This is a genomic window from Paenibacillus sp. GYB006, assembly GCF_036577645.1.
Classification (GTDB): Bacteria; Bacillota; Bacilli; order Paenibacillales; family Paenibacillaceae; genus Paenibacillus.
The window spans coordinates 136,342-151,881 of the sequence record NZ_JARBDA010000003.1 but is presented as its reverse complement, the minus strand read 5'-3'; the positions used below and the strand labels follow the sequence as shown (position 1 = coordinate 151,881).

The following is a 15,540-nucleotide window of genomic DNA, read 5'->3' as shown; positions in this document are numbered from 1 at the left end:
CTTATTTATTTGCGCCAAGATAAATACGTATCAAACAAATGACCCAATTGTATAACTTGTTCTTCCGTACCAGGTACTGAACTTAAATTACTAAGCATACCGGATAGAATCACGCGGCGGGGCTTCATTTCAGTAAGCTCATGTTCTAGTACAAGAATGGACTCGAGCGCTTCGGAGCGAATGAGCTCAGACAACTCGGCATTTTCTTCAATGCGCTGACGTATTTCCTTCAGTAATAGCAAAGGGTGTTTTTTAGCAGGGCTTTGTGGTATTCCCTCTTCAATCCAAGGGAGCAACAGTTCCTGTGGAATAAACGGTTCTCGTCCTAGACGCAGTTTTGCTTCCGCTAGATCATCAAGCGTTTCCACGAGATATTCTGCCATTCGCTTAATGGATATAGGCAGTATTTTTGAAAACATAATTTTTATGTAGGAACCCATCAAACTTTGTACTTGAAGCGCCAAATCAAGAGTATAAGGATGAATCTGTGGTCCATACACATCAATCATTTTCTGATTGAATTTTTTTAAGATGAGTTTGAACATATCTTCAGGGCAATTCTTCTGCGTTAGACCATTGTTACCTTGACTGATGGCATCTTGAAATTGGGCGAGAAAAAATTCTTTGAGTTCAAGAAAATTTTCGAGCAAAATTTCGATCTGCCTGCAGAAAATCTCTTTCGGTGATAAGTACTTTTCACTCTCCACAAGCACTACTTTGTCATAAATAGACTGAATGCAATAATGAATCACACTCTGCTGTAATTCTTCTTTAGATTTAAAGTGAAGATACAGACTTCCTTTAGAGATGCCGCAGGTTTCTGCGATTTCTTGCATGGAGGTTGCCGCAGTTCCTTTGGTAGAAAATAATCCGAGTGCAGTGACTACAATATGTTTCTTTTTATCCGTGGTTGAGTTCATCATCCAAGATCACCCCTCTCTAGAACTCCACGGTTCTCATTTTGACTAAGAAGTCATGAAAATTATAGCTTAATTAAAGGGGCGATACAACTTCACGCTATAGGTAAGCAGGGGGGAGATAACGAGGATAACAGGGGGAATATAAAGAAAAGCCAAGAATGAAAAGTCAGCAGGAGGCTTCCTTTTCACTTTGGCTTTAGAGCCTTACTATGATACGAAATATCAGCCAATAAGTTTCAGGCCGACAGCGGAACAGAGAATCATGGAAATAAATAATAAACGTTTCGCTTCTTTCGGTTCACCAAATACGAACATACCGACAAGTGTACTTCCTACGGTACCAATCCCTGTCCACACGGCGTAAGCTGTACCCATGGAGAGGGATTGCATAGCATAAGAAAGAAGAGAGAAACTGAGGAGGAAACTAAGCCCCATGAGCAGAAAATATTTTTTGCCTTTACCTGTCGTGAGCCCCTTAATCCCTATGACTCCAAGGATTTCACTCATTCCTGCGAGAACGACTGCTAACCATGCCATCTAGACAGCACCTCCTTGTGAAGACGAAGACTCTGCCTTGGAAGACTCGTCCGTAACTAGCTTGAGTCCGATTACCCCTACAAGTAAGAGTGCGATCAGCAAAACTTTTGTAATACGGAAGGGTTCCCCAAACAGGAGCATTTCAGTGATAACAGTCCCTGCTGTACCGAGACCAGTAAATACGGCATATACGGTGCCGACTGGAAGTTTTCTGGACGCTTCAATGATAAGCCAGAAGCTAGCCGCAATGGATAGTACGGTTCCAATCCATTCCAGCGGAGTGGAGGCGTGCTTAAGACCAGATACCCATAGGATCTCAATGACCCCTCCGAGCACAACAAATAACCAGTAGCGATTCATGATGTAGACTCCTTTTTCTCGAATTGATGTATAATTCCTTGCCAAAATATAGGCCAGGCTGCCTGAAGCCTCTTTTGATAACGAGCCGAGTCCCCATAGAGCAGCTCTACGGATACTCCGTCAATCAATGTCATATAAGCAACGGCAAATTGCATGGCTTCTTCTTGAGAAAGCTCACCGTCCCAAGCTTCTGATGCAATAAACTTGGCTAGTGTTCTCTCTAGCCCGTCTAAGAAGGGATATACAATATCCATGACTTCCCTATATAAAGCTTGAGGAGGGAAGTAAGACGTTCGCAACAGGAATCTGCCCGCATCCTGAGATTCAAATTCTTCTTGAATCCAGTCGAGTAATCCTCGCAGCCTGAGCTCCAGTGGTGATCCAAGATTTTTTTGCTCCTGAAAAAAGGTGAGAATTCTCCTGCGTTCCAGCCCAAATACATAGCGTACGACATGAAGGAATAAATCCTCCTTATTTTTATAGTGCGCATAGATGGAAGGCTTCTTAATCCCGACTTCCTCGGCAATCTTACGAAGCGAAGCTCCTTCATAACCTTCACGAGCGAACTGGGTCAGAGCCACTTGTTTAATAGAGGTTGAACTCATTTTCTATCACCTACCTAACGATCGTTAGCCTCATGTATTTTTTCATAATCGAATTCCGATGTCAACCTTCTCTTTAGCTCATAACCACCGAAAGTTCATGACGAAAACCCGCTTCTGCAGCGGGTTTTCGGCCGTCCCTATGATTAAGTTAGAACGTAGTGAAACCAAGAGAGTATTGCAGTTTATATAGAATGTCTTTGAAAAACGGGATGTCATCTTTATATTCGGCTAGATCGAGTGTAAATTCGGCATCTTCATTGGTCCACAAACGCTCGAAGTATTGATTCATTTGGGTTACCAGTTTACTGTCTTCGGGAGCTTCCATATAGAGATCATTCTCCAGATTATAATTATTCAGATTACGCGGCGTAAAATTAGTTGAGCCTCCCAAAATCAGCTGAGGTCCGTTACTGCGTGAGAGATACAGAAGTTTTGTATGGTACTGTTCTTTGGTGGTATTGTACCACCTGATTTCAATGTTCCCCTCTGACTCGTCTGTGAGTTCCTGGGCAACGGGCCGATTGGGAATCCCTATTTTTTTCTGACCAAACGCATTTTCATTCGGGTCTAGAATCAGTTTTACCGCAGCTCCGCGTGAAGCCGCCTCTAGCAGTGCTGATTTGATATCACGGTCCGCGAGATAGAACATGCCCATCCAGAGGGTGTCTCCTTTTTTCGCTTCATTGATAAGGTTAACTGCGTATTCCGCAACTTTCCCTTCGGTCAGGTAACGAACTCTGATGGGACCTAACTCGTCTTCATGAGAAGGAGTAAAGACCGGGAGTTGTCCTCCGCCTGAAATATCCAGTACCGCTTGTTCGGCTTTGAGCATATCCCCTATGATATTCCCGCTGACTTCAAAGGCAATATTAGAGTGATAAATACTAGGGTCATGTACATTAGCCGAGGCCACAATCGCGTTTTTCTCACTGGCTACCAGTTTTCGGTGATTGGCTTTTACATTCATGAGTTTAAGATAGGACCGTAATGTAACATCGGGACCATCGCTTGCCATGAGATTGGGGAGCCATCCGTTACCGGACTGTCCAAACCACTGAAAATAGGTACGCCATACCGCTGAATACAGCGGTGTAGAGTCGCGAAGTGAATCCACATCGGTGATAACAACCCGTATTCCATGTTGCTTCATTCGCTCAAGCAGTGCATTTGGATGAGAATTATAATTGGTATTTACTTCATCTGTAATGAAGACAATGTCCATTTCCGGGTTCTCTTTCTTTTTGTTCACAAGCAGATTCGTAAATCGTTCACTCGCTTCGGGAAATTTCTGATCGGTATGCTGGTAATTGTTAAATAAAAATAGATCAATGACTAGAAACTGTTGCGCTTCGTTCACAATCTTCTCCATGCGTTTAATAATCTGCTGCTCATGTTCCATCTTTCCATTTGAGGAAGGGTAGGTAAGGTCTGTTATGAAGTCAACATCCTCTACTTGATGGACCTGACCTTCAAAAGCAACACCATCAGGCAGCGGTTTATTCATTTGATAGATGACAACGGCAGCAAGCCAAACGATATTAACAAGTAAAAACCAGAAGATAAATTTCTTTACCGGCCTCTTTTTTTTGGTCGCTGATTTTATAGGGTAAGAGGACGGGGAATACTGTATTACTGGATTATTTTTAGAATGCTTGTTCATACGAAACATCCCTTCAAGTAAATAGTTGATATTTGTATACAGGCCTATTCAAGCAGGTAAGCAGGCAGCCTGAACACTATTAACACCAACATACACCTGTTGAAGCATGGTCCTCTTATCCTATATACAAGAGTAGAGGAACAAGGGTTATCGACAGTGAATTTTGGTTTGTGTATAATGAATGTACTATTTTTGTAGAATGTTTAAGGAGACTTCTCCTTAAGGCACGGACCGGATGATAGAAGAGAGTGAGTGAATGCCTTTTGTATTCAATTAAACAGGTTACTGAAATGTTGGGGATTCCTGCCGTAACCCTGCGGGCGTGGGAGAACAGATATCATGCGGTGGAACCCCTGCGAACAGATTCCGGATACCGAATCTATACGGAAGAAAATGTAGAGGATTTGCGCTGGCTCAAAGAGCAGGTCGATTCTAACCATATGAGCATTTCCCATGCGGTACGATTGTTAAAAACCCATAAGGATGAACAAAGCAAAGCAGATGCAATACTTGCAGAACCTATGCCGCAGAGTGGAAATGATGATGCATTCCGAAAGATGGAAGATCAAATTTACCAGTCTTTGTTTCAATTCCAGGGAGAACGAGCAAACGCTCTTATTGATTTTGGATTTACGATGTACGGATATGATGCGATGTTTTATCAAGTGCTGGTGCCTATACTGATTCGGGTAGGGGATGCGTGGGAGAACGGACGAGCTTCGGTTGCTCAAGAACACTATATGACGCAGCTGATCTCTCAGCGGTTTTATCAGTTCTTTCATTTATTCCCGATTTATCCTCACTTACCAAAAGTGCTGGCCATGTGTCCAGAAGGAGAACATCATCAGGTCGGTCTAATGCTCTTTAGTTTATTCTTAAGAAAGAATGGAGCAGAGGTACTTTATCTAGGTGCAAATACACCTACCGAGGGAGTACTTCCCATTCTCAAGGATCAGAAGATTGATCTTGTATGTATTTCGGTGACGAATGAAGAGATGGCTGAAACAGCGGACAATGTGATAACAACGATTCTGAAGCATGCTCCAGATATACAGTTTGCGCTCGGTGGACAAGGGTATGAAAAAGCAAAAAATCCCAAGTATCCGCAGTGGATCATGACGGGAAGTGCTCATGATTGGCAGGGCTGGTTTACAGAAACGTATATGGCGAAATTCCATCCGGGAGATCTATATTTTAAAAGATAGATACAGAATACAGTGAAACAGTAGCGATAAATAATATACTAGCACGCTCTTTGATATGAAAAGAGGGTGCTTTTTTTGTTTTTTGAATGCTGTTTTTGTGTTCAGGAGAAGAAGTTAGTGTAAAAAGTTTGTATAATGTTTGCCTTAACTTTACTTTACTTGCGATGATTTGTATTATATTTGTATAACGTTAGAGATGAATATATTGGGAAGATTGTGAATATTGTCTATCATATCCACTAAACCTAACCGTAATTATAGAAAGGTGAGTCTGCAATGAACCAAAATCAGAAGAAGAGACAAGCTGTTGTCATTGGAGCTGGGCCTGGGGGGTTGGCGGCAGGGATGCTGCTTGCCGGCCAAGGATATAAAGTTGATATATATGAAAAACAAGCAGTGATAGGAGGACGATCTGCGAGACTTGAGCTTGGAGACTATCGTTTCGATCGCGGAGCTACCTTTTTGATGATGCCCCATCTGCTTGAAGAAATGTTCCAGAAGGTAGGCAGGTCTCTATATGATTATGTGGATATGCAGCAGCTCGACCCGCTCTATTCTCTCCATTTTGGGGATACCGTATTCAGACCCTCCAGTGATGAAGAGAAGACAGCGGCAGAGATTGCACGCGTGTTTCCGGGAGATGAACAGAACTACAGAAATTTTATGCACGATGAATCTGTTAAATACCAAAAGGTAGAGCCGCTTCTACGCAGACCTTTTGGCAAGCTATCTGATTACATAAAGCAAGATGCGATCAAGGCACTTCCCTATCTTCATCTACAAGATACGGTTTACGGCAGACTCTCTCGGTATTTTCAAGATGAACGGCTCAGGTGGGGATTTACTTTCCAGGCTAAGTATTTAGGGATGTCGGCTTGGGATTGCCCAGGAACGTTTACGATTCTTTCCTACATAGAACATCATTTTGGATTACATCACCCGAAAGGCGGAGTGAATCAAATCTTCCAAGCGATGGCCGACGTTATTCGGGAGTATGGAGGAACCATCCACACAAATACGGCTGTGCAGAAGATTCAAGTGAAGCAAGGTAGAGCGCAAGGTCTATTACTTGAGAATGGTGAAGAAGTGAAGGCAGATCATGTTGTGCTAAATGTAGACTTCGCTGCTTCGATGAACAAACTGTTTGAGCCTGGGGTGCTGAAGAAATACACGCCCGAGCGAATCAAGGATATGAAGTATTCCTGCTCTGGTGCCATGCTTTATCTCGGCGTGAATAAGAAAATTGACCTTGCTCATCATTCCGTTCATTTTGCCGCCGATTATCGTAAAAATGTGGATGAGATGACGCTGCATAAGGTTTTATCAGAAGACCCTTCCATTTATGTTCATAATCCGTCTGTGCTTGACCCGACTCTGGCGCCGGAAGGCAAGTCATCCCTGTATGTGCTGATGCCAACACCGAATACGACAGCGGATATAGATTGGGATGGACAGCGAGCAGAGATCCGGCAGAGAATGATGGATCGTCTGGAACAGATTCCGGAACTTGCAGGTTTGTCTGAATGTATCGAAGAAGAGATGTTTTTCACCCCGCTTCAGTGGGAAAAAGAGCTGGATATTTATAATGGAGCGCTCTTTAATCTCTCACATAAGCTTGGCCAGATGATGTATTTAAGACCGCATAACCGATTCGAGGAAGTGGAAGGTGTCTATCTCGTCGGAGGTGGAACCCATCCCGGCAGCGGCCTGCCTACCATTTTTGAATCCGCCAAAATATCTGTGGGATTAATTCAAGAGGATGACGCTAAAAAACAAGCTGCACGTCCCCTCTTTAAAAAAGGGAAGGAAGCAGGGCAATGGACATGAACAAGAAACAGATTGCCATTGTAGGCTCCGGCATTGGTGGGCTGACATCCGCTCTGCTATTAACGAAACAAGGATATCAAGTGACGATCTATGAAAAATCCCATCGTACAGGCGGCCGGCTTGCTTACGAAGAAGAAGGGATATATCGAATTGATCAGGGGCCGACGATTGTTTTATTGCCGGATATGCTCCTGAGTATTCTGGAAGAAGCCGGCGTGGATCGTTCCAAAGTGGAACTGATTCGCTGCGATCCGATGCACCGTTTTTATTTTGAAGATGGAAGAGTACTGAATAAGTGGTCAAGAAGGGAAGAACAGGTAGACGAGATTAACCGTGTATTCCCAGGTGAAGGCAAAGGGTTTGAGCAGTTTATGGCCGATATGGACCCGCTGTTTCCCAGAGGGGTAAGTGCTATTCTTGAGAGGCCTTTTCCGAAGCAAAGGGATTTCTATACTCGCGAGATGACGGGCCTACTAAAACAGATGAGAGCTTATACGAGTCTGCGTTCTGCGATGAGCCGTTACTTCCACAGTGATCAACTAAAAGATGCTTATTCTTTGCAAAGTTTATACATCGGCGGGTCACCGCTGTCGACACCCGGTATTTATACCTTACTACCTTATGCAGAACATGAGTATGGAGTATGGATTCTCAAAGGCGGATATGCTTCGCTAGCTTCCATACTGGAAGAGGAACTAAAGAATCGAGGGGTAATCTTTCATTTCGGTGAAGAGGTTACGTCGCTGGTGATCGAAGAAGGAAGCTGCAAAGGAATCGTGACTTCACAAGGAACAGCTCATTATGATGCTACCCTATTTAATGGCGATTTTCCGCAGATTACAGAGCTTCTGGCTCCGAAGCACAGACGAAAAAGGCGTCCATACAAAGCATCTTCTGGTTGTTTGCTAGTATATTTGGGCGTAGAAAAAAGGTTTGAGGAAGCAACGACGCATCAGTTTTTCCTTCCAAGCGCTTTTGTCTCTAACATGAAAGAAGTATTTCAGAAGCATAGGCTTCCTGAACATCCTTCCTTCTATGTATTTAATCCCGTTCATGCTGATGCATCTGCGGCACCAGAAGGTCATAGTGTTCTCTATTTTTTAATACCTGTACCCAACGCCGAAAGATTCTCTCATGGGGAGGAAACGGATAAGCTGGTAGAGAAAGTGCTTGAAGAGGCAGAGAAAAAAGCATTCCCAGCCCTCAGGGAAAATATCCGCTGGCAAAAAGTACGTACACCAAACGACGCCAAGCGGGAAGGATTGTATGGAGGAGGAAGCTTTGGCATCGCGCCGATACTTACTCAATCCGGAGTTTATCGTCCTCAGCCGAAACCTTATCCAAATATCCAGGGTTTGTATGCGGCAGGCGCTTCGATTCATCCAGGCGGGGGCGTGCCCATCGTGATGCAGGGCGCGAAGCTGGCAGTTAATCAACTAATAAAGGAGTTGAGATCATGAACGAAATGATATTCGAACGTTGTGAGGAAATGATCAAAAAAGGTTCGACTTCTTTTTATCATGCTTTTTATGGTTTACCGAGTCCCAGGCGTGAAGCCGTATTTGTGATATATGCATTCTGCCGGATTATCGATGACAGTGTAGATGAGCCAGAGAAGGCCCCTTATTCTATTCATGAGCTTCGAGAACAATTACATGAGCTTGAAAAGGCCGAGGGTCACTTTATATGGCCGGCACTGCGCTGGTTATTTGATACGTTTCCCATGTTGTCAAAAGCCCCATTTTTCAGACAAATGGATGGACAATTATCAGACTTAACCCTGACTCAGTATTCTACGGTAGATGAGCTTGAGCACTACTGCTATCTGGTTGCAGGGACGGTTGGTGAGATGCTGCTTCCCGTGCTTCGCGATGACAGCGGAATAAAGGTCATGGAATCAGGGATTGCACTAGGCAAAGCAATGCAGATTGTGAACATCATTCGGGATGTTGGAGAAGACCTAAGGAGAGGTCGCCGCTATCTTCCGCTAGAGATGATGAAAGCCCATGGCTATACAGAAGAAGACTTTCATAACGAAATTATAGATGAACGGTTTGTATCTTTGCTTACCGAATTAAGAAAGATGGCACTAAGGTGGTTTGAAATCGGATTATCGGATATAGGGACTTATCCTCAAGTAAGCGGCTTTGCCATTGAACTCGCGTCATCATATTATGCCTCGATCTTACATGCAGTGGAGAGTAATGAGTATGATGTGTTCACAAAGCGGGCCTACGTTGATGATGAAACGAAAATGCACCTGTTTTTAGAAGTAGCTTCTAGATATCCTGCTCTATTAGGAGAAGGACCGAAAGCAGCGGTATCCTAATGGTTCAGCTTATTTACTGGATTTGGTACAGTATTGGAGCGGTTTTGTTATTAACGATCGGCGTCCCCGATGCGCTTTCGTTCTCAAATGGCATGTTTCTCATTTTATATGCACTATGTGCTGTTGATCTTATTTTTAGTAACGACGAGAAAAACCAACTGTCCGACCAGTCAGTCAGTTGGTGGAAGAAACCAAGATTCTGGGTGATGGCAGTCGTCATTTGGACGGGAGGAATGGGTGTAGAATGGGTGGGGGTCCATACGGGTTGGCCGTTTGGATCCTATCATTATTCCTATCTATTTGGACCTCATTTGTTTGCCGTTCCATTTACGCTCGGATTTGCCTGGATTGCCGTGGTTGGAAATTCAGCTCTTCTCAGCGGGGGAGGAGCCGGCTGGAAGAGTAAAGGAATAAGAGCTATAAAAACAGGAGCATGGGCACTTATGATGGACTTGGTACTTGATCCGGTAGCTCATCACCGAGAATTTTGGAGCTGGGAAGCTGTTGGTGGATTTTACGGGGTTCCGAGGACAAATTTTGTAAGTTGGTTTGTCATGGGAGGCCTGTTGTCACTCTTTATTCCGCCGATCCCGAATGATCCCGTAGTTCAGCGAAAAGCAAAAGTTCTATACCAACTGTTCATATTGCTGTTTGGATTACTTGCGGTTCAAGCCGGACTCTATGGCAGTGCCATGATTGCTGCACTCGGTATTCTGCTTGCTGAAGGGAGACATCAGTATGCTGTCCGCAAACAAGTCTCGGCTTTTTGATCAGATATTTTTTCATTATCACCAAAAATACCTGCTCGAGCGGCGGTTTAGATATGTCGGTTTTACCGGTGATTTAGACCCTTCGCTCGTAGAGGGCAGACCTGTGTTATATATCATGAATCACAGTTCGTGGTGGGATGGTCTGCTGGCTTATCAAGCTTTTCGTAAACTTACGACCCATGATCACTACGTCATGATGGAGGAGAAACAGCTCAAAAAGTTCACCTTTTTTCGCAAATTAGGAGCCTTTTCGATCAACAAAGAGTCTGCCTCTGATGTGAAGGCTTCCTTTGAATATACAACGCAGTTATTACGTGCTGGCAAACGGGTATGGATGTATCCCCAGGGAAAAATCATGCATCAAGATCTGCGTCCACTCACGTTTCAGCGCGGGATTGGAGTTTTGCTAAGACGGGTGCCAGATGCTGTTGTAATCCCAGTAACTCTAGTACACGGGATGTATGGGCAGGACAAGCCGGAAGCACTGCTGATGGCTGGCTCTCCGCTGCTGGACAATTGGGGAATGATGGATAGCAGAATGATTACGAGCAGGCTTGAAACTGTAATGGAAGAACAACTAGACAGTCAAAAAGTAGAGGTAATGAAGGCTGTAAATAATCGTCCCGAGCGATACCAACCTCTAACGAAATCAGGACGTTCCACAAGCGAACATTTTGATCATGTATTTGTACGGAAGCGGGGATGAATCATGAATATTGTTCACACTCTGCTGCTGATCCTCTGCGGTATTCTTGCTGTTCAGCTGCTCTTCTCCCTCTGGAACCGGACAAAGCTTCCACTCCTTGGTGTGCCGGATGGTAACAAAGATTGCACTGCAGATCACACCCCAGGTCACACCGTAGATCGCACGAAAGGCACTCGCATCTCTCACATAAATAGGGACGCAAAGACGACAAAGACGAAGATCTCTGTTCTAATTCCTGCGCGGAATGAACAGATTCATATTAAAGATTGTGTGGAAAGTGTGCTGGCTGCGGATACAGAGGGCATACAGCTAGAGGTCATTGTTCTTAATGACCGATCCGAAGATAAAACCGGTGAGATTCTAGAACAACTAGCGACAAAAGACCACCGTCTGCGAATTCTTGAAGGTAAGGAACTTCCCTCAGGATGGATGGGCAAATCATACGCATGCCATGAGCTTGCTCAGCAGGCAACCGGAGAGTGGTGGCTGTATATGGATGCGGACGTCAGATTAGAAAAAACGGCACTGAATGCGGTGCTTACCACCGCGCAAGCTCAACAAAAAGGACTTGTTACGGGTTTCCCCCGCCAAATAACAGCAACATGGCTTGAGAAGCTGGTCGTACCTATGATGAAATTTACGATTATCAGTCATCTGCCGATTGTGCTAGTGAGAGGTTCACAGAATCCTCGTTTTGTTGCGGCTACCGGTGCCTTTATGTTTATTCACCGGGATACCTATAAAGCAACGGGAGGGCATGAAGCAATCAAGGCAGATTTGCTGGATGATATGCAGCTTGCCCGTGCAGTGAAAAAAGCAGGTCATCCGGTTACGCTCGCTGATGTTCATCGCCATACACGCACAAGGATGTACCAGAATGCAGTCGAGGTATGGAACGGATATAAGAAAAATATGTACGAGGGCCTCGGGCGCAGTGGTTTTCTTTTAGCGGGCGTTCTTGTGATGTATGCTGCTCTCTATCTTCTCCCGCCGATCAGTTTTCTGATTGGAATGTTCACTGGCGACTTTAAAGTAGTGGCTTTGGGAGCGGCAGGGACTTTACTTGGAATGCTAGTGAAAAGAGTGGCCGATCTTACTGGAAGCCATCCATTCTGGTTAAGTTTACTGCACCCAGTCAGCATTCTTTTTGTCATTGCCATTGGTATCTCATCCTGGCTTGGAGCTGTGACCGGTAAAGGTTATGTGTGGAAAGGGAGGCACTATCATTGAACAATCAAAAGGTAGTTATTATTGGAGCCGGATTCGGTGGGTTGTCTTCTGCTATACGTCTTGCCACACTAGGCAGAGATGTGACGATCATTGAGCGGCAGCAACATGCGGGCGGGAAACTGCAGCGAATTCAGCTTGGCGATTACCATTTTGACCGGGGGCCGAGCACCATTACGATGCCCCATGTCTTTCGGGAAGTGTTCGAACTAGCTGGTGTACAGATGGAAGACTATGTGAAAATGTATGATCTCGAGCCAAGGACAAGAAATGTATTTGCTGACGGGACAACGGTAGACCTGTCTAGCGATCGTGCCTTTATGAAAGAGCAGATTGCCGCATACAGCGAAAAAGACGCACAAAACTACGATGCCTTTATGGATGAATCAAAAGCGCTTTATAGGGAAGCAAATCAGAAATTCCTTGGGCAGCTGATGATTCGTCCTCAGGATAAATATAATATATCAATGTTAAAAAGCTTACTGCGTGTCCGACCCGTGACGAAGCTGAATACACTGCTTCAGCGTTATTTCACGCATCTAAATACGCTCCAAATGTTCGGCAGATACGCAACTTACGTTGGTTCTTCGCCTTATGAAGCACCTTCGATCTTCGCCATGCTGGCTCATGTGGAAGCAGAGCTTGGAGTATATGGCGTAGAAGGAGGCACGTACTCCCTGGTGTCTGGAATGGAGAAGCTCGCGCGGGAGAAAGGGGTTATCTTTCGGACCGGAGAAGAAGTGAAGAGAATTAAGACCCACCACAACAAGATTACTGGAGTAGAGACGGACAGGGACGAATATACGGCAGACGTTGTTATTGCTAACGGGGATGTACTTCGTTTTCATCAGCTGCTAATTCCTGAATCGGAACGTCCATCGATGAACAATCGAAAGATTGAGCAGTATGAGCCCTCCTTATCAGGGTTTGTCACACTTGCAGGCATACAGCAGCAGTATGACAAACTTCTTCATCATACCGTCTTTTTTCCAGATAATTATCAAGCGGAATTTACGGATATTTTTGGTAAAAAGAGAGCTCCTGAAGATCCGACGCTATATCTTTGCTACTCTGGGTATTCAGAGCAGGGCATGGCACCAGAAGGGGGCAGCAACCTTTTCATTCTTGCCAATGCACCTTATGTATCAAAGGAATGGAATTGGGAGCTTGAGTCGTCTGCTTATCAGAATAAATTGATCCGCCGGCTTGGGGAGCTTGGTGTGACGGGTTTGGAACGAGCCGATGTGATGAGTCACTACACTCCAGAAGATATTCAGCGTGATACCCTTGCTTATCGGGGCAGTATCTATGGCATCTCTTCCAACAATCCGAAGCAGACATTCACAAGACCGTCCAATCGTTCCAAAGATATAGAAGGGTTATGGTTTGTAGGAGGGACTACACATCCAGGAGGGGGAACTCCTATTGTCACCCGCTCGGGAAGGCTCGTGGCGGAGGAGATTGCTCGTTAGAGCATATCTAGGTAAACACAAAGTAACATAAGGTAAACACAGGGACAGGTGGAGCAAGCTGCGCTGTAAAACAAGGCGGGAACCTTATTTATAAGGTATAATGACTCTATCTAGCTTGAAATGGAATGGGTAAAGGAGACGGGATATGCGGGAAGCAGGACGAGATAATCAATTACATAAGGATCAAGATTTTCAGGGGGTTAGCGAGCATTTGCTGCCTGAAGTGCCGACCGGCGAACGGAAAATAGAACATGTCCGGCTCTGTCTTAATGAAGACGTGAATGCACAGGGGATCACAGCTGGATTTGAATCTTACCGGTTTCGGCATGCAGCACTGCCTGAGCTTGATTTCGCTGATGTTCAGCTGAATACGATGTTTCTCGGACAAGAGCTCCGCACACCGTTTCTTATCAGTTCTATGACAGGCGGAAGTGGGGCGACAGGAAAGATTAATGAACGCCTGGCAGCGGTTGCTGAAGCAAGAGGCTGGGCTTTTGGCGTTGGTTCCGTAAGAGCAGCAGTCGAAAAAGAAGAACTGGCAGCTTCTTTCTCTATGAGAAAGTTTGCGCCCACGATTCCCATTATTGCGAACCTCGGCGCCGTTCAGCTGAACTATGGGTTTGGTAGAGAAGCGTGTCAGCGGGCGGTTGATATCGCAGGTGCGTCGATGCTTGTGCTTCATTTAAACGGTCTGCAGGAAATTTTTCAGCCGGAAGGAAACACGAATTTCAGCGGGCTGCTGAAGAAGATAGAAAAGCTCTGCGGGGAACTCTCTGTACCTGTTGGGGTCAAAGAAGTAGGCTGGGGAATTGATGGAGAGACAGCAGCAAAACTTTATGATGCGGGAGTTTCTTTTATTGACGTTGCAGGGGCCGGCGGGACAAGCTGGGTTCAAGTAGAGAAGTTTAGAAATGAAGACAAGATGAAAAAAGCAGCGGCAGAAGCATTTGTAGATTGGGGAATCTCTACAGCCGAATGTATAACAGAGGTGCGGCAAATGAATCCCCGGAAAGCAGTGATTGGTAGCGGCGGGCTCGCTTCCGGTGTAGATGCGGCCAAAGCGATTGCACTCGGTGCTGATCTTGTTGGTTTCGGAAGATCACTTCTTGGAGCAGCTGTTGAATCGGAAGAAGCCCTTCATCATCGACTTCACCAAGTTGAATTTGAACTGCGAACAGCGATGTTCGGGGTAGGCGCCCCGCGTCCTATTGAATTGCAAGGTACGAAGCGTTTGATCAGAACGATCAAGTAAGGACGGTGTCACCATGCAACTTGAACTAATAGCAATGGATAAAGAACAATATGAAGACTTTATGGCGTTTACACTTGTGTCCTATATGAAAGAGAAGATAAAGGCAGGCACCTGGATTCCAGAACATGCAGAAAGTCGAGCGCTGGAGGATATGAGCAGGATTCTACCAAAAGGGTACTCCACGGAAAATGCTTATTTTTACCGGGTTATTGATATGGCGCTCCCCACTCCTGCTGTCATCGGATTTATTTGGTTTAATCTCTATAGAAGAAATAATAAGAATGAATTATTCTTATACGACATTACCATTCTGGATGAATACCAGGACCAAGGATATGGTACAAAGACGATGTTCCTTCTGGAAGAAGAGGCTAGAAAACTCAAGGCAGATCTCATGGGACTGCATGTTTTTGGACACAATGAGCGGGCTTTGCATTTGTATCAGAAAATGGGATATGATGCTAGAAGTATTACGCTTTATAAAGAGTTGTCATGATTCCTTATTGATTAGTAGGGGAAAAAGGTACATAACAAATTCACCGCAGGGGAATATGTGACTTAAGAAAAGTAGCAAGAGGGGAAAGCTGCCATAGGTAATATCCTTGATGCCCTTCTTGTTCTCATATATAATTAGAAAGATTGTTTGATGGAAATCGTAATATACACCAAA

At 44.8% G+C, this 15,540-nt stretch carries 15 protein-coding genes; 10 read left to right on the top strand and 5 right to left on the bottom strand.

Annotated features, from left to right (window positions below):
* Nucleotides 1-5 precede the first annotated feature (5 nt).
* The 5 genes from PV403_RS09475 to PV403_RS09455 all read right to left on the bottom strand — a co-directional run bounded on the left by PV403_RS09475 (nucleotide 6) and on the right by PV403_RS09455 (nucleotide 4,082).
* Nucleotides 6-923: a TetR/AcrR family transcriptional regulator gene (locus PV403_RS09475; RefSeq protein ID WP_332084404.1), complete on the bottom strand. Its 918-nt coding sequence runs from the start codon at nucleotides 921-923 to the stop codon at nucleotides 6-8.
* Between the two features lie 219 nt (nucleotides 924-1,142).
* The gene (locus tag PV403_RS09470; RefSeq protein ID WP_213530470.1) at nucleotides 1,143-1,457 is read right to left on the bottom strand and encodes a DMT family transporter; all 315 of its coding nucleotides are present in this window, start codon (nucleotides 1,455-1,457) and stop codon (nucleotides 1,143-1,145) included.
* Nucleotides 1,458-1,817, bottom strand: a complete 360-nt coding sequence (locus PV403_RS09465) for a DMT family transporter (RefSeq protein ID WP_332084402.1) — start codon at nucleotides 1,815-1,817, stop codon at nucleotides 1,458-1,460.
* Nucleotides 1,814-2,422, bottom strand: coding sequence for a TetR/AcrR family transcriptional regulator (locus PV403_RS09460; RefSeq protein WP_332084401.1), 609 nt, complete (start codon nucleotides 2,420-2,422; stop codon nucleotides 1,814-1,816). The genes PV403_RS09465 and PV403_RS09460 overlap by 4 nt, the downstream gene beginning before the upstream one ends.
* 148 nt (nucleotides 2,423-2,570) lie before the next feature.
* A complete protein-coding gene (locus tag PV403_RS09455; protein ID WP_332084400.1) occupies nucleotides 2,571-4,082 on the bottom strand; it encodes a phospholipase D family protein in 1,512 nt (503 codons plus the stop codon).
* Nucleotides 4,083-4,345: 263 nt separating this feature from the next.
* On the opposite strand from PV403_RS09455, the gene PV403_RS09450 reads away from it, so the two are divergent.
* The 10 genes from PV403_RS09450 to PV403_RS09405 all read left to right on the top strand — a co-directional run bounded on the left by PV403_RS09450 (nucleotide 4,346) and on the right by PV403_RS09405 (nucleotide 15,366).
* Nucleotides 4,346-5,287, top strand: coding sequence for a MerR family transcriptional regulator (locus PV403_RS09450; protein WP_332084399.1), 942 nt, complete (start codon nucleotides 4,346-4,348; stop codon nucleotides 5,285-5,287).
* A 276-nt stretch (nucleotides 5,288-5,563) separates the two neighbouring features.
* Nucleotides 5,564-7,114: a phytoene desaturase family protein gene (locus PV403_RS09445; RefSeq protein WP_332084398.1), complete on the top strand. Its 1,551-nt coding sequence runs from the start codon at nucleotides 5,564-5,566 to the stop codon at nucleotides 7,112-7,114.
* Nucleotides 7,105-8,574, top strand: coding sequence for a phytoene desaturase family protein (locus PV403_RS09440; RefSeq protein WP_332084397.1), 1,470 nt, complete (start codon nucleotides 7,105-7,107; stop codon nucleotides 8,572-8,574). The genes PV403_RS09445 and PV403_RS09440 overlap by 10 nt, the downstream gene beginning before the upstream one ends.
* Nucleotides 8,571-9,443 carry a phytoene/squalene synthase family protein gene (locus PV403_RS09435; protein WP_332084396.1) on the top strand — a complete coding sequence of 291 codons (873 nt, stop codon included), beginning with the start codon at nucleotides 8,571-8,573 and terminating at the stop codon, nucleotides 9,441-9,443. Before PV403_RS09440 ends, PV403_RS09435 begins: the two co-directional genes overlap by 4 nt.
* Nucleotides 9,443-10,213 carry a carotenoid biosynthesis protein gene (locus PV403_RS09430; protein ID WP_332084395.1) on the top strand — a complete coding sequence of 257 codons (771 nt, stop codon included), beginning with the start codon at nucleotides 9,443-9,445 and terminating at the stop codon, nucleotides 10,211-10,213. Before PV403_RS09435 ends, PV403_RS09430 begins: the two co-directional genes overlap by 1 nt.
* Nucleotides 10,182-10,919, top strand: coding sequence for a lysophospholipid acyltransferase family protein (locus tag PV403_RS09425; RefSeq protein ID WP_332084394.1), 738 nt, complete (start codon nucleotides 10,182-10,184; stop codon nucleotides 10,917-10,919). The genes PV403_RS09430 and PV403_RS09425 overlap by 32 nt, the downstream gene beginning before the upstream one ends.
* A 3-nt stretch (nucleotides 10,920-10,922) precedes the next feature.
* A complete protein-coding gene (locus PV403_RS09420) occupies nucleotides 10,923-12,149 on the top strand; it encodes a glycosyltransferase (protein WP_332084393.1) in 1,227 nt (408 codons plus the stop codon).
* Complete coding sequence (locus tag PV403_RS09415) at nucleotides 12,146-13,618, top strand: phytoene desaturase family protein (RefSeq protein ID WP_332084392.1); 1,473 nt, start codon at nucleotides 12,146-12,148, stop codon at nucleotides 13,616-13,618. Before PV403_RS09420 ends, PV403_RS09415 begins: the two co-directional genes overlap by 4 nt.
* A 145-nt stretch (nucleotides 13,619-13,763) precedes the next feature.
* Nucleotides 13,764-14,870: a type 2 isopentenyl-diphosphate Delta-isomerase gene (gene fni, locus PV403_RS09410; RefSeq protein WP_332084391.1), complete on the top strand. Its 1,107-nt coding sequence runs from the start codon at nucleotides 13,764-13,766 to the stop codon at nucleotides 14,868-14,870.
* Nucleotides 14,871-14,883: 13 nt separating this feature from the next.
* Complete coding sequence (locus PV403_RS09405) at nucleotides 14,884-15,366, top strand: GNAT family N-acetyltransferase (RefSeq protein WP_332084390.1); 483 nt, start codon at nucleotides 14,884-14,886, stop codon at nucleotides 15,364-15,366.
* Nucleotides 15,367-15,540 lie beyond the last annotated feature (174 nt).

Excerpts from the sequence above, each read along its gene's own strand:
- PV403_RS09425 (WP_332084394.1), top strand. The coding sequence starts at position 10,182 with ATGCTGTCCGCAAACAAGTCTCGGCTTTTTGATCAGATATTTTTTCAT.
- PV403_RS09435 (WP_332084396.1), top strand. The coding sequence starts at position 8,571 with ATGAACGAAATGATATTCGAACGTTGTGAGGAAATGATCAAAAAAGGT.
- PV403_RS09405 (WP_332084390.1), top strand. The coding sequence starts at position 14,884 with ATGCAACTTGAACTAATAGCAATGGATAAAGAACAATATGAAGACTTT.
- PV403_RS09470 (WP_213530470.1), bottom strand. The coding sequence starts at position 1,457 with ATGGCATGGTTAGCAGTCGTTCTCGCAGGAATGAGTGAAATCCTTGGA.
- PV403_RS09430 (WP_332084395.1), top strand. The coding sequence starts at position 9,443 with ATGGTTCAGCTTATTTACTGGATTTGGTACAGTATTGGAGCGGTTTTG.
- PV403_RS09455 (WP_332084400.1), bottom strand. The coding sequence starts at position 4,082 with ATGAACAAGCATTCTAAAAATAATCCAGTAATACAGTATTCCCCGTCC.
- PV403_RS09445 (WP_332084398.1), top strand. The coding sequence starts at position 5,564 with ATGAACCAAAATCAGAAGAAGAGACAAGCTGTTGTCATTGGAGCTGGG.
- PV403_RS09440 (WP_332084397.1), top strand. The coding sequence starts at position 7,105 with ATGGACATGAACAAGAAACAGATTGCCATTGTAGGCTCCGGCATTGGT.
- PV403_RS09460 (WP_332084401.1), bottom strand. The coding sequence starts at position 2,422 with ATGAGTTCAACCTCTATTAAACAAGTGGCTCTGACCCAGTTCGCTCGT.
- PV403_RS09475 (WP_332084404.1), bottom strand. The coding sequence starts at position 923 with ATGATGAACTCAACCACGGATAAAAAGAAACATATTGTAGTCACTGCA.
- fni (WP_332084391.1), top strand. The coding sequence starts at position 13,764 with ATGCGGGAAGCAGGACGAGATAATCAATTACATAAGGATCAAGATTTT.
- PV403_RS09465 (WP_332084402.1), bottom strand. The coding sequence starts at position 1,817 with ATGAATCGCTACTGGTTATTTGTTGTGCTCGGAGGGGTCATTGAGATC.
- PV403_RS09420 (WP_332084393.1), top strand. The coding sequence starts at position 10,923 with ATGAATATTGTTCACACTCTGCTGCTGATCCTCTGCGGTATTCTTGCT.